At 60.3% G+C, this 12,700-nt stretch carries 11 protein-coding genes; 4 read left to right on the top strand and 7 right to left on the bottom strand.

Annotated features, from left to right (window positions below):
* Positions 1–137: 137 nt before the first annotated feature.
* The gene (gene corA / locus B9Z43_RS06835) at positions 138–1,124 is read left to right on the top strand and encodes a magnesium/cobalt transporter CorA (protein WP_108324056.1); all 987 of its coding nucleotides are present in this window, start codon (positions 138–140) and stop codon (positions 1,122–1,124) included.
* Positions 1,125–1,271: 147 nt separating this feature from the next.
* Here corA and B9Z43_RS06830 read toward each other — a convergent pair whose 3' ends face one another.
* The 4 genes from B9Z43_RS06830 to B9Z43_RS06815 form a co-directional block, all read right to left on the bottom strand.
* A complete protein-coding gene (locus tag B9Z43_RS06830) occupies positions 1,272–2,024 on the bottom strand; it encodes a 5'-methylthioadenosine/adenosylhomocysteine nucleosidase (protein WP_108324055.1) in 753 nt (250 codons plus the stop codon).
* 90 nt (positions 2,025–2,114) lie between these two features.
* Positions 2,115–3,800 carry a long-chain-fatty-acid--CoA ligase gene (locus B9Z43_RS06825; RefSeq protein WP_108324054.1) on the bottom strand — a complete coding sequence of 562 codons (1,686 nt, stop codon included), beginning with the start codon at positions 3,798–3,800 and terminating at the stop codon, positions 2,115–2,117.
* 80 nt (positions 3,801–3,880) lie between these two features.
* A complete protein-coding gene (gene pntB / locus B9Z43_RS06820; protein ID WP_108324053.1) occupies positions 3,881–5,299 on the bottom strand; it encodes a Re/Si-specific NAD(P)(+) transhydrogenase subunit beta in 1,419 nt (472 codons plus the stop codon).
* A 57-nt stretch (positions 5,300–5,356) separates the two neighbouring features.
* The gene (locus tag B9Z43_RS06815; protein ID WP_108324052.1) at positions 5,357–6,928 is read right to left on the bottom strand and encodes a Re/Si-specific NAD(P)(+) transhydrogenase subunit alpha; all 1,572 of its coding nucleotides are present in this window, start codon (positions 6,926–6,928) and stop codon (positions 5,357–5,359) included.
* Positions 6,929–7,071: 143 nt separating this feature from the next.
* Between B9Z43_RS06815 and B9Z43_RS06810 the strand changes: the two genes are divergently transcribed.
* Entirely contained in the window at positions 7,072–7,566 is a 495-nt protein-coding gene (locus tag B9Z43_RS06810) for an NUDIX hydrolase (RefSeq protein ID WP_108324158.1), read from the top strand.
* Entirely contained in the window at positions 7,566–8,309 is a 744-nt protein-coding gene (locus tag B9Z43_RS06805) for a sulfite exporter TauE/SafE family protein (RefSeq protein WP_108324051.1), read from the top strand. Before B9Z43_RS06810 ends, B9Z43_RS06805 begins: the two co-directional genes overlap by 1 nt.
* A gap of 12 nt (positions 8,310–8,321) precedes the next feature.
* On the opposite strand, the gene B9Z43_RS06800 is transcribed toward B9Z43_RS06805, so the two are convergent.
* Positions 8,322–9,050 (bottom strand): lytic transglycosylase domain-containing protein, encoded by a 729-nt coding sequence (locus tag B9Z43_RS06800; RefSeq protein ID WP_108324050.1) that lies wholly within the window; start codon positions 9,048–9,050, stop codon positions 8,322–8,324.
* A 62-nt stretch (positions 9,051–9,112) separates the two neighbouring features.
* Here B9Z43_RS06800 and mnmA point away from each other — a divergent pair, with 62 nt between their 5' ends.
* Positions 9,113–10,249, top strand: a complete 1,137-nt coding sequence (gene mnmA / locus B9Z43_RS06795; RefSeq protein ID WP_108324049.1) for a tRNA 2-thiouridine(34) synthase MnmA — start codon at positions 9,113–9,115, stop codon at positions 10,247–10,249.
* Positions 10,250–10,257: 8 nt separating this feature from the next.
* Here mnmA and B9Z43_RS06790 read toward each other — a convergent pair whose 3' ends face one another.
* Both B9Z43_RS06790 and B9Z43_RS06785 read right to left on the bottom strand, forming a co-directional pair.
* On the bottom strand, positions 10,258–11,589 hold the full coding sequence (locus B9Z43_RS06790; RefSeq protein WP_108324048.1) for a DUF3422 family protein: 1,332 nt from the start codon (positions 11,587–11,589) through the stop codon (positions 10,258–10,260).
* 108 nt (positions 11,590–11,697) lie between these two features.
* On the bottom strand, positions 11,698–12,696 hold the full coding sequence (locus B9Z43_RS06785) for a C4-dicarboxylate ABC transporter (protein WP_108324157.1): 999 nt from the start codon (positions 12,694–12,696) through the stop codon (positions 11,698–11,700).
* Positions 12,697–12,700 lie beyond the last annotated feature (4 nt).

Here is a 12,700-nt window from a genome sequence, read left to right as displayed (position 1 = left end):
TTGGAGTCACTGTCGTGGACGCTACCCCGAGTCGGTAGCTTTCGGACGCCTTGAGCATTGCGCCCATCGTTCGAAAGCTGCATCCCCCTTCGCCGCCCCTTTGAACTTTTGGCAACTGGCCTTTTTTTGGATTCGCCATGCTCAACATCTTCACCCTTGCCAACGGCCGTCTCTTTCAAGAAGAGATCGAGTCACTGGAAGAACTCTCTCGCTTTCAACCCATTTGGGTTGACCTGGAATCGCCCACGGTCGACGAAAAGCGCTGGATCAAACAGTATTACGGCCTGTCCATCCCTGAAGACGCGATGGACGAGGACATCGAGGAATCCGCCCGCTTCTACGAAGAAGACAATGGCGAGTTGCACATCCGCTCAGACTTTTTGATCGCCGACGAGGACGAGCCACGCACCGTGCGTTGCGCCTTCATCCTGAACCAGCACAATGCCGACCTGAAGAGCCGTGGCGTGCTGTTTTCAATCCACGACGAAGACGTACCGGTGTTTCGCTTGCTGCGCCTGCGTGCGCGCCGCGCACCGGGCCTGCTGGAAGATGCCAAGGAAGTGCTGCTCAAGCTGTTTGATGCCGACGCCGAATACTCCGCCGACACGCTGGAAGGCATTTACGACAAGCTCGAAACCGCTGGCAAGAAAGTTTTGTCAGGCGATGTGACCGACGCCATGGCCGGTGAAGTGCTGGGCGCCATTGCCCGCCAAGAAGACTTGAATGGACGCATCCGCCGCAACGTGATGGACACACGCCGCGCCGTGAGCTTCATGATGCGCTCCAAGATGCTCAACGCCGAGCAGTTTGAAGAGGCCCGCCAAATTCTGCGCGACATCGACTCACTGGACTCACACACGGCCTTTTTGTTCGACAAGATCAACTTCTTGATGGACGCCACCGTGGGTTTCATCAACATCAACCAGAACAAGATCATCAAGATTTTCTCGGTGGCCAGCGTCGCCTTGCTTCCCCCCACACTGATTGCCAGCCTGTACGGCATGAACTTTCAGTACATGCCCGAGCTGTCACAAAAGTGGGGCTACCCGTATGCACTGGCCTTGATGGCCGCCAGCGCCGTGGTGCCCATGTGGTACTTCCGTCGCCGGGGCTGGTTGAAGTAAGTCGCTTTCGGCGTGGGCGTTTGTTGCAGCGGACTGGGGCCAGGCGTCCTCAGACGCAGGCTCAACATCGTCGCCCAGCCCACCGAAAGAAACTTTGGGCAAATCTTGCCACTTTGAACAAGCACCCCAATTCAAGGCTTTACGGCATTACCGGTGCATCAACCACTGCGACAAAATGGCCAAGCTGTAGCGACTGGCCACGTCACGGATGAAACGGCTGAAATCGATGTGCGCATCGTCGTCTGCGCGGTCTGAAATGGTACGGACCGCTGAAAACGGCACCCCATAGTCCAGACACACCTGCGCCACTGCGGCCCCCTCCATCTCAACGGCCAAGGCATCCGACAAGCTTTGCTGCAAGGCTTGACGCTCAGCTGTGGTGGACACAAAGCGGTCACCGCTGACGATCAATCCCCGGTGCACACGTGGCGCGAGCAAATGGAAATCTGCAATGGCCTGTGGACCCAGATGCTGAGCCGGATCTGACAGCACCTGTCTTGCTGCGGCCGCCAAGCCCTGCGACAAAGCTGTATCGGTGTCAAAGCGCGCCCGACCATACAAAGGCACCTCGTGCTTGGGGAACAAGGGTGAAGCATCCATGTCGTGTTGCACAAAGCCACTGGCCACGACCACATCACCCACTTGTGCCTCAGCGGACAATCCGCCGGCGGCACCGGTGAACACCAGCGCATCAATCTTGAAGCGCTCCAGCAAGACCGTCGCCGTGGTGGCAGCCGCCACTTTGCCAATCCGTGACAACACCGCCACCACATCGTGACCCTGCCAGTGGCCCACCCAGAAATCGCGGCCTGCCACGCGCACGCATTGCTCATCAGGCATGACCGCCAACACAGCAGCCAACTCCTCGTGCATGGCGCTCATGATGCCGATCACTGCCATGGGTTCTCCATTGTCAAAATTCAAATCGCATGAAAAAAGCGGCCCATCTTGAGCCGCTTTCCAGTGTACCGGTGCTGACGCACCGCCCATTCAAGTTGACGGGCTGCGCAGCTCGCGGCGCAATATCTTGCCCACGGGTGTTTTGGGCAACTCGTCGCGGAACTCAACGATGCGAGGCTGCTTGTAGGCGGTCATGTTGGCTCGGCAATAAGCCAGAACCTGCGCCTCGGTCAACGAGGGGTCTTTGCGGACCACCACCAACTTGACAGCTTCGCCGGTTTTTTCGTCGGCCACACCAATGGCCGCGCACTCCAAAACGCCAGGGCAAGCCGATGCGACTTCCTCCACCTCGTTGGGATAAACGTTGAAGCCACTGACCAAAATCATGTCTTTTTTGCGGTCCACGATTTTGAAAAACCCCCGAGCATCCACGATGCCCACATCGCCCGATTTGAAATACCCATCGGCCATCATCACCTTGGCCGTCTCATCGGGCCGCTGCCAATAACCCGCCATGACTTGCGGGCCTTTGATCGCGATCTCGCCGGGCTTGCCCACCTCGGTCACATCTTGCCCCTCGTCATCAACGAGCTTCATCCAAGTGCTGGGAATCGGCACACCGATGGTGCCTGTGAATTCGGTGCTGGAAGGCGGATTGCAACTGGCCGATGGACTGGTTTCGGACAAGCCGTAGCCTTCGCAAATCGGGCAACCGGTTTTCTCCAGCCACAGTTTGGCCACATTGGGCGTCACCGCCATGCCCCCGCCCACCGAAACCTTGAGGTTCGACCAGTTGACTTTGTTGAAATCAGGATGGTTGGCCAAACCGTTGAACAAGGTGTTCACCGCTGGGAAACTGTGAAAGGTGTGCTTGGACAGCTCTTTGAGCACGGCAGGCAAATCGCGGGGATTGGGGATCAAAATGGTTTTGCCCCCGGTCCGCATGGACAACATCATGTTCACCGTGAACGCGAAGATGTGGTACAGCGGCAAAGCACACACCGAAGTGGGCTGCTCGCTCGCCGGTACACGTTTCATGACTGGGTCGTTCCAGGCCTCGGACTGCAAGACATTGGCGATCACATTGCGATGCAGAAGAACCGCACCTTTGGACACACCGGTGGTGCCGCCGGTGTACTGCAACACGGCAATGTCATCGGGCCCAATTTCGGGCTTGCGCCAAGGCATCTTGCGCCCCTGCGAGAGGGCCTGATTGAAAGCAACCGCTTGGGGCAAGGCGAACTCAGGCACCAGCTTTTTGACTTTGCGCACCACGTGGTTGACCAGCGCGCCTTTGATCAAACCCAGGCGATCCCCCATCGAGGCCAACACCACATGCTGCACAGGCGTTTGGGCAATGCACTTTTCAAGGGTCGACGCGAAATTTTCAATGATGAAGATCGCGCGTGCACCCGAGTCCTTCAGTTGATGCTCCAACTCCCGTGGGGTGTACAGCGGGTTGACGTTCACGACCACAAAACCAGCACGCAAAATCGCTGCAACTGCAACCGGATATTGCGGCACATTGGGCATCATGATGGCGACACGGTCACCTTTGTCCAGCCCCAGCGATTGCAGGTAAGCGGCCAGCGCCTGGCTTTCTGTATCGGTCTGGGCGTAGCCGATGCTCTTGCCCATGAAGCTGTAAGCCGTGCGATCGGCGTAGCGTGAAAAGCTCTCCTCCATCAGCCCCACCAGGGAGCTGTATTGGCTGGGTTCAATGTCTGAAGGAACGCCTTCGGGGTAACTGCTCAACCAAATGCGGTCAGTGGTCATTTTTGCTTCTCCTTGAAGGGTCAGTCTATCTCACAACTGACAGCAAACTGACTCACAAAACTACTGGATTTCCCGAAGGCTCAGGACTTCAAAGCCACCAAGACCTCGTCCAGCATTTTCTTGGCATCGCCAAACAACATGCGGTTGTTTTCTTTGTAGAAGAGCGGGTTGTCCACGCCGGCGTAGCCACTGGCCATGGAGCGCTTCATGACGATGCTGGTGCGGGCCTTCCAGACTTCGAGCACCGGCATGCCGGCGATCGGGCTGGTCGGGTCGTCTTGCGCAGCGGGGTTCACGATGTCGTTGGCACCGATCACGATGGCCACGTCGGTCTCAGGGAAGTCGTCGTTGAGCTCGTCCATCTCGAACACGATGTCGTAAGGCACTTTGGCCTCGGCCAACAAAACGTTCATGTGACCTGGCATGCGACCGGCCACCGGGTGGATACCAAAGCGCACGTTCACACCCTTGTCGCGCAATGTTTTGGTGATTTCAAACACCGTGTGCTGGGCCTGCGCCACGGCCATGCCGTAGCCGGGGACGATGATCACGTTTTTTGCGTCGCGCAGCAACTCAGCAGTCTCGGCCGCCAAGATGGGGCTGACTTCACCTTGCGGCTCGGCCGCTTCACCCGTCGGCTTGGGTGCTGCGGCCGTGGTGCCAAAGCCCCCGGCGATCACGCTGATGAAACTGCGGTTCATGGCGTTACACATGATGTACGACAAAATCGCGCCGCTGGAGCCGACCAAGGCACCGATCACGATAAGCAAGTCGTTGCTCAGCATGAAGCCGGTGGCCGCTGCGGCCCAGCCGGAGTAGCTGTTGAGCATGGACACCACCACGGGCATGTCAGCGCCGCCAATGGCCATGACCATGTGGATGCCGAACAGCAAGGCAATGGCGGTCATGATGAACAAAGGCACCATGCCGTCTTGCACCGTGTGGGCGTTCATGAACTCACGGCCAAAATAAATCACCGCGATCAAGCCGACCAGGTTGAGCCAGTGACGACCCGGCAGCAACAAAGGGCTGCCGCCAATGCGACCGGACAACTTGCCAAACGCCGCCACCGAACCGGAGAAGGTCACCGCGCCGATGAAGATGCCGATGTAGATTTCACCGGCGTGGATGGCGTGTGCTGCGCTGTCCAGATTCTTGGCAGCTTCGGGGTCCACATAAGTGGCATAACCCACCAGCGCAGCCGCCATGCCGACCATGCTGTGCATGAGCGCCACAAGTTCGGGCATTTGTGTCATCTGCACTTTGCGCGCGGCGTAAAGGCCAATGAGCGCACCCACCAGCACGGAGCCCACGATCATGGGGATGCCCTCGGCCGTGACTTGCGGGCCAAAGATGGTGGCCAGCACTGCCAGGCTCATGCCGATCATGCCGTAGAGGTTGCCGCGCCGTGCGGTTTCCTGGTTGGACAAACCGCCCAGGCTGAGGATGAAAAGAATGGTCGCGCCGATGTAGGCGACCGTGGCCAGGCTTGAGGTCATATGTGTCTCTTGAATTAATTAGTCGGGGACAGATCTGAAGATCTGTCCCCAAAGTCATTACTTACGGAACATGGCCAGCATGCGCTGGGTGACGGCAAAGCCGCCAAACATGTTGATGGCCGTCAGCACCAGCGCCAAAGCAGCCAAAATACCAATCAGCGTGTTGGGCCGCCCGGCCGCGGCCAAGGGCGAAATCTGCACCAAAGCGCCAATGGCGATGATGGAGCTGATCGCGTTGGTCACGCTCATGAGCGGGGTGTGCAGCGCGGGCTTGACGTTCCAGACCACCATGTAGCCCACAAAGCAGGCCAACACAAACACCGTGAAGTGCGACAGGAAAGCAGCGGGTGCATACGCACCCACCAGCACCAGCAACACAGCGGCCACCGCCGACACGATGAGCAACTGACCCACCGGCATGGGGCCCGATGGCTCGCCATGGCCGTGGCCTTTTTTGGCGGCAGGCGCTGCAGCGGGTTTGGGGGCGGGCTTGGGGGCCACCACCAATGGCGGCGCAGGCCAGGTGATTTCACCGTTCTTGATGACCGTCAGGCCACGAATGGCGTCGTCTTCCATGTTGACGTTGATCACGCCGTCTTTGGTCTTGCACAGCTCTTCCGTGAGGCGGAACAAGTTGGTGCCGTACAGCGTAGACGACTGGCGCGCCATGCGCGAAGCCAGATCGGTGTAACCCACAATCGTCACGCCGTGCTTGACCACGGCCTTGCCGGGTTCGGTCAGCTCGCAGTTACCGCCTTGCTCAGCGGCCATGTCCACGATCACGCTGCCGGGCTTCATGCTCTTGACCATCTCGGCGGTGATCAACTTGGGCGCGGGTTTGCCGGGGATCAACGCGGTGGTGATGATGATGTCGCACTCTTGGGCCTGCTTGGCGTACATCTCGCGCTGGGCGGCCTGGAAGCCATCGCTCATGACCTTGGCGTAACCGCCGCCGCCCGAGCCTTCTTCTTCGTAATCCACCTTGACGAACTCACCGCCCAGCGAGACGACTTGGTCGGCCACTTCGGCGCGGGTGTCGTTAGCGCGCACGATGGCGCCCAAGCTGGCGGCTGCGCCAATCGCGGCCAAACCTGCCACACCGGCACCGGCAATGAACACTTTGGCGGGGGGCACTTTGCCTGCGGCCGTGATCTGGCCGTTGAAGAAGCGGCCAAAGGCGTTGGCAGACTCCACCACAGCGCGGTAGCCACTGACGCCAGCCATGGAAGTCAACGCGTCCATTTTCTGTGCGCGGCTGAGGGTACGGGGCAGTGCATCGATCGACAGCGCGGTGACCTTTTTAGCCGCCAGCTGCTGCATCAAATCGGGGTTTTGAGCGGGCCACAAGAAGCCAATCAGCGTCTGGCCTTCGTGCATCAGGGCGACTTCGTCGGCCGTGGGGGCACGCACCTTGAAGACGATGTCACTGCCACTCCACAGCGCCGCGGCGTTGGGGGCAATGGTGGCACCGGCATCGACGTAGGCCGCATCCGACAGGTCTGCCAGCTCGCCCGCGCCCTGTTCCACAACCACGGCAAAGCCGAGTTTGACCAGTTTGGTCACGGCATCGGGGACCGTGGCCACCCGTTTTTCACCGGGATATATCTCTTTGGGCACGCCTATGCGCATGGTTGTTCTCCAAATAATTGTGAAATCGTGGGACTGGTGGCTTGCCGCGCCAATCGATGCTTGAATATAAACTGTAACTTACATACCCTTGATCGGGTTTATCCCCCCGTATGACGTGGCACGGCCCCGCCGATAATGAGCGCATGGATACACGCTGGAAACCCAATGTCACCGTGGCCGCCATCATCGAGAAAGATGGCCGCTACCTTTTGGTGGAAGAACAGACGCGCGATGGCTTGCGCTTGAACAACCCCGCCGGGCACCTCGACCCTTGCGAATCGCCTGCCGAGGGCTGCGCCCGAGAAGCGCTCGAAGAAACGGCCCACTCATTCAAACCCACCGCCTTGGTCGGCGTGTATTTGTCCCGGTTTCAGCGCCCCGCCACGCAAGAAGACATCACTTATTTGCGCATGGCGTTTTGCGGCGAGATCGGTGAGCGGCAAGCAGACCGGTCTTTGGACGAAGGGATTGTGCGCACGGTCTGGATGACGCTCGACGAAGTGCGCGCCAGCGCAGAGCGTCACCGCAGCCCACTGGTTCTGCGCTGCATCGAAGACCACCTGGCCGGGCAACGCTTTCCGCTGAACATGATTTACACCGACGCCGCGGTGGCCTCTTTACCCCCTCTCCCGGCGTGATGGACAGCGTGTGGCTTGTGACAGGCGCCGCCGCCTTTGGCGCGGGGGTCCTGAACGCCATTGCAGGGGGCGGCAGCTTTTTGACTTTTCCTGCGCTGGTTTTTGCAGGTGTGCCCCCCTTGGCGGCCAACGCCACCAGCGCTGCAGCCGTCAGCCCCGGCTATCTGGGCAGCACCTTGGGCTTCAAGGCCGAACTCCAAGCCATCCCGGGCACCACGCTGCAACGCGAGGTGATCATCGCGGCTGTCGGCGGTCTGATTGGCGCCACCTTGTTGCTGGTCACGCCTGCCCGCTTGTTTTCGGGGCTGGTGCCTTGGCTTTTGTTGCTGGCCACCGCGCTGTTTGCACTCGGGCCAATGATCGCATCGCGCGGTGCGGGCCTAGGCCATCCGCAGTGGCGTTTGCCAGGCCTCCTGCTGGTGTCCATTTACGGCGGGTACTTCAACGGCGGCCTGGGCATCTTGCTGATGGCGCTTTACACCTTGACGGGTGAGTCACGCCTGAACACGGTCAACGCCCTGAAGAACCTCAATTCATTTGTCTTGTCTTGGCTGTCGGTGGCCGCTTTCGCTTGGGCGGGTGCCATCGTCTGGGATCAAGCCTTGTGGATGATGGCCCTGGCCACCGCCGGGGGCTGGTCGGGTGCGCGACTGGCCAAACGCCTGCCTGCACGCTGGGTGCGCTGGCTGGTGATCACCACCGGACTGGTGATGAGTGCGGTGTTTTTCAGCCGTTTGGGCTGAGCTGACCCAACTTCATTGGAAAGGCACGCGCTCCCCAGCAGCCACCTGTTCGAGCCGAGCCTGCTCTGTACGGACTTTGGCGACGTACCCACCGTCTTCAAACACGGCATCACCACCCAGATAAAACTTCAAACCATCCTCGACCGAACCGCCCTTGAGCTTGATGGCGTCGGCCAAAACCGCCACGCCTACACGCATATTGGTGAGCGGATCAAACGCCGTCAAGTTGCCGCCATAGGCCTGGTATCGTTTGGTGTGGATGCCGGTCATGACCTGCATCAACCCCTGTGCGCCCACCTGGCTTTGGATATATGGGTGGAAGTTCGACTCGATGGCCATGACACCCAAAATCAGGTAAGGGGCCAGTTTGTACTGACGCCCCAGAACCTGCGCTTCCGCCACCAAGGCGGCCACAGGCTCTGGCGCGACTTTGTATTTACGGGACAACCAACTGGCCACCGCCGCTTGACTGGCCGGCAAATCCCGCAAGTTCATAGCGGTAGCGCGCTCTGCCGCGTTTTCGGGCAGCCAAGAGACCAGCACCTGCCTCTCCCGCAGCCAGTTGAACAGCTTTTCTTCCGATGCCTGGAGCCACTCGGTGTTCAGCCACAAAGCCACCACACATGCAGCCACGCCCAAACCCACCATGGCCAAACCACTGTGAGTGACAAGGAACAGCCCTTGGGCGATATCGCCCAGGACGGCTCGGAGGATGGCGCACCAGGCGCAGGGTTTGGACATCGGATAAATGAAGAAAAAGGATTATAAATTTGCCGTCACCGCAGGCGCGGGATAATCCAAGCATGTCACAACTTCCTCGTGTGGTCGTCGGTTTGTCCGGCGGCGTCGATTCAGCCGTCAGCGCCTACCTGCTCAAACAGCAGGGGTACGAAGTCATCGGTATCTTCATGAAAAATTGGGAAGATGACGATGACAGCGCGTATTGCTCATCCAACATCGACTTCGTCGATGCTGCCGCAGTGGCCGATGTGCTGGGCATCGAGATCGAGCACGTCAATTTTGCAGCCGAGTACAAAGACCGCGTGTTTTCCGAGTTTTTGCGCGAATACCAGGCCGGACGTACCCCCAACCCCGACATCCTGTGCAACGCCGAGATCAAGTTCAAGTCTTTCCTGGACCACGCCATGCGCCTGGGTGCCGAAAAGATCGCCACCGGCCACTACTGCCGCGTGCGCTTGAACGAACAAACCGGACGCCACGAACTGCTCAAAGGCCTGGACCCGTCCAAGGACCAAAGCTACTTCTTGCACCGCCTGAACCAGGCCCAGCTGTCCAAGACCTTGTTCCCGGTGGGCGAGCTGCACAAGACCGAAGTGCGCCGCATTGCGCAAGAGATCGGACTGCCCAATGCCAAGAAGAAAGACTCCACCGGCATCTGCTTCATCGGCGAGCGGCCTTTTCGCGACTTTCTCAACCGCTACATCTCCAAAGAGCCCGGCCCAATCAAAGACCCGACAGGCCGCACCATCGGCCAGCACGTGGGCCTGAGCTTTTACACCCTGGGCCAACGCCAAGGCCTGGGCATCGGCGGCATCAAGGCCAAAGGGGCACAAAAAGGCGGTGGCGAACACACGCCCTGGTTTGTGGCCCGCAAAGACCTCGACAAGAACATCCTCTGGGTGGTGCAAGGACACGACCACCCCTGGCTGCTGTCCGAAGGCCTGGCGGCCACAGACGCCAGCTGGTGCGCCGGTATCGAGCCCACGCCCGGCCTGTATGCCGCCAAAACCCGCTATCGCCAGGCCGATGCGCCTTGCGAACTGCGCGCAGCCGCCAACGGCGCCACAGCGCCGGCATTCGAGATGCATTTCCCGCAAGCCCAATGGGCCGTCACGCCCGGTCAAAGCGCTGTGTTGTACGACGGCGATGTCTGCCTGGGCGGCGGCGTGATCGATGCGGCAACAAGGGCCCGAGGCTGATCAACCCATCAAAGCGTGGCGTGTAATTTGGCATGGATGCGGCGCGTGACCGTCCAAACCAGCCAAAGCACCAAGGGGATCATCAAGCCTGCAGCCAACTCAGGCTGAATGGGCACACCCGCCAATTTGAGTGCCTTGGCAAGGTACAACAACAAACTCACCACGTAATACGAGATCGCAGCGATCGACAAGCCCTCAACCGTCGATTGCAGCTTCAGTTGCAAACCCTGCCCCCGGGTGAGTTTTTCAAGCAACTGTTGGTTTTGGGTCTCAGTGGCGATGTCAACCCGCGTGCGCAACAAGGCACTGGTGCGGGAAATCCGCTCTGACAAAGCTGCCAACCGTTGTGCCGTGGCCGCGACCGTGGCCATGGCTGGCGACAAACGCCGCTGCATGAACTCGCCCACGGTCTGTGTGCCGTGCAACGGTCGTTCGCGCAACTCGGCAATGCGCTCGCGCACCAGGACGTCATAAGCGCGGGTGGCCGAGAATCTGTACCCATGCTCAGCGGTCGCGCGCTCCACTTTGGCGGCCAAGCTCACCAACGCGTCCAGCAAATCCTGATCGGCAGTTTCCTTGCGCTCCAAACGGGCGGTGATGTCGGCCAATTGCGCTTCGGCTTGCGCCAGCACAGGCGACAGCTGTTTGGCCACCGGCAAACCACGCAGCGCCATCAGACGATAGGTTTCGAGCTCAAGCACACGCTGGGAAATTCGACCTGCACGGCCTTCAGGCGTGTCAGCGGGGGCCAGCACCAGCATGCGCTCAAAACCGTCGTGGCCAATGCGCCAATGTGTGAGCAAGCACGAATGCGATTGCCCATCCGAGGTATTGCCCATGCGCGAGCCAATGATGGTGCCTTCCCCCAACCAGGCTTGCGCCTTGGGCAGCCAATCGGCCGCATCCATGCCCTCGGGCAACATGGCCAAATGGATCGCCGCCACCGTGCGGCCCGGAATGCCGCGCAACCAATCCACACCGGTGGCCACATGGGGTGCCAAATCAGGCAAGGCATGCCCCCACGAGGCTTGCTCAGGCAACGGCTGCACGATCGAATAGCGGGTGAACTCGGTGTGCCGCTCCCACTTGACGGTGAAGCCGTCACAACGCAGGCGCAAAAAATTGCCGTTCAGCTGCTCGGGCTCCAGGTCCGCGTGCCCAGGCAAGCTGCGCAGGTGCGCCCATTCCTGCTCCCGGGTGATGCCTGCGTTGAGCACCGCCACATAAACGATCAGGGCCGGCAAGCGCACGCGAGCCGATGGGCGGGCATGGACCTCGTTGTGCAGCTGCCTGCGCTGCGCATCGTCCACAGGCAAATAACGCGAATTGATTTCGTTCATGGCCCTATTTTGATCTGCGGCAAAGATGGGCGGTCAATCCAGATCAAACGAAACAGTTTCAACCCACACCGACATAAACCAGCGCACGCTTGGGCACAGCCCGCGCATTCAAGCAGAGGGTGACGGTGCCGCGCCGGGCTCAGGCAGCAGCAAGCGGCCTTGCAGCAGCCCCCAAGCGGTGGCCAGCAACAAGCCTGCAATCACCGCCGTGGCCCCAGCCAACCAAGCGAGTGCCAACAGCTGCGCGACGCCATGCGCAGGCGCCAGGTGCAAAGACAAGGCAGCCGAAGCCGCCAAAGGAAAAGACATGCCCCAAAACGACATGCCAAAGGGCTGTGCCAGGCTGCGCTTGAACACCGTCATGGACACCCCCGTGAACAACAAGGCCACGCCCCAGAGCATGTGCACCAGCACATCGGGTGCTCCCAGCTGCACCCCGGACAAGGCCAGCACCGATGGCGGCGCGATGGTGATGAAGGTGGCGGGCAGCATGCGTTGCGGCCACAGCCCCACTTTGCCAATGCGCACCAGCACCAAAGTCAGCGCCACAGGCCAGAGCACGGCGGCAATGCCGTACTGCGCGGCCGCCCACACCGGGTGACCCAAGCCCACACCGGCCAAAGCGGGCAACACATTGCCCACCACCGGGATGAACAAGGCCGGCGTCATGGCGGGCCAAAACTGTGCGGCCACCAGGCCAGGCTGAAACCAGCGCTGCACCACGCCCGTGGTCACCAGCAACAAGGCGGCCGAGCCCAGCATCCACGCCGCGTCCGTCCAAAAGCCGTCAAACCCATGCACATAGGCCACCGTCGCGATCAAGACCAAGGACGATGGCAAGGCGGCCACAAACACCTGCCGCAGAGGATCACGCACATCGGCCAGCACCGCCGCCGGATGTCGAAGCACCCGCCACACCGTGGCCAACAGCAAGGCCAGCAACAACCAGGCCGCCACCACCCCCACGCCCATGGAAACCTGCGCTGCGCCCGCCCAATGGGGCACGGCCCGCATCCAGGCCAAGGACAGGCCACACAGGCCCATGACCATCGCAAACCAGGCGAAGTTCAGATGTTCGATCGATGAAACAGGGCGAATGTCAGTCATGGTC

Source organism: Limnohabitans sp. MMS-10A-192 (genome assembly GCF_003063335.1).
Lineage (GTDB): Bacteria > Pseudomonadota > Gammaproteobacteria > Burkholderiales > Burkholderiaceae_C > Limnohabitans_A.
Note: the sequence above shows the minus strand (reverse complement) of the source record. Positions and strands in the feature narration are given on the sequence as shown.

What these genes read in the sequence shown, in the direction of transcription:
- pntB (WP_108324053.1), bottom strand. Translation starts at nt 5,299, where the DNA reads ATGACCTCAAGCCTGGCCACGGTCGCCTACATCGGCGCGACCATTCTT.
- corA (WP_108324056.1), top strand. Translation starts at nt 138, where the DNA reads ATGCTCAACATCTTCACCCTTGCCAACGGCCGTCTCTTTCAAGAAGAG.
- B9Z43_RS06790 (WP_108324048.1), bottom strand. Translation starts at nt 11,589, where the DNA reads ATGAACGAAATCAATTCGCGTTATTTGCCTGTGGACGATGCGCAGCGC.
- B9Z43_RS06785 (WP_108324157.1), bottom strand. Translation starts at nt 12,696, where the DNA reads ATGACTGACATTCGCCCTGTTTCATCGATCGAACATCTGAACTTCGCC.
- B9Z43_RS06825 (WP_108324054.1), bottom strand. Translation starts at nt 3,800, where the DNA reads ATGACCACTGACCGCATTTGGTTGAGCAGTTACCCCGAAGGCGTTCCT.
- mnmA (WP_108324049.1), top strand. Translation starts at nt 9,113, where the DNA reads ATGTCACAACTTCCTCGTGTGGTCGTCGGTTTGTCCGGCGGCGTCGAT.
- B9Z43_RS06830 (WP_108324055.1), bottom strand. Translation starts at nt 2,024, where the DNA reads ATGGCAGTGATCGGCATCATGAGCGCCATGCACGAGGAGTTGGCTGCT.
- B9Z43_RS06800 (WP_108324050.1), bottom strand. Translation starts at nt 9,050, where the DNA reads ATGTCCAAACCCTGCGCCTGGTGCGCCATCCTCCGAGCCGTCCTGGGC.
- B9Z43_RS06810 (WP_108324158.1), top strand. Translation starts at nt 7,072, where the DNA reads ATGGATACACGCTGGAAACCCAATGTCACCGTGGCCGCCATCATCGAG.
- B9Z43_RS06805 (WP_108324051.1), top strand. Translation starts at nt 7,566, where the DNA reads ATGGACAGCGTGTGGCTTGTGACAGGCGCCGCCGCCTTTGGCGCGGGG.
- B9Z43_RS06815 (WP_108324052.1), bottom strand. Translation starts at nt 6,928, where the DNA reads ATGCGCATAGGCGTGCCCAAAGAGATATATCCCGGTGAAAAACGGGTG.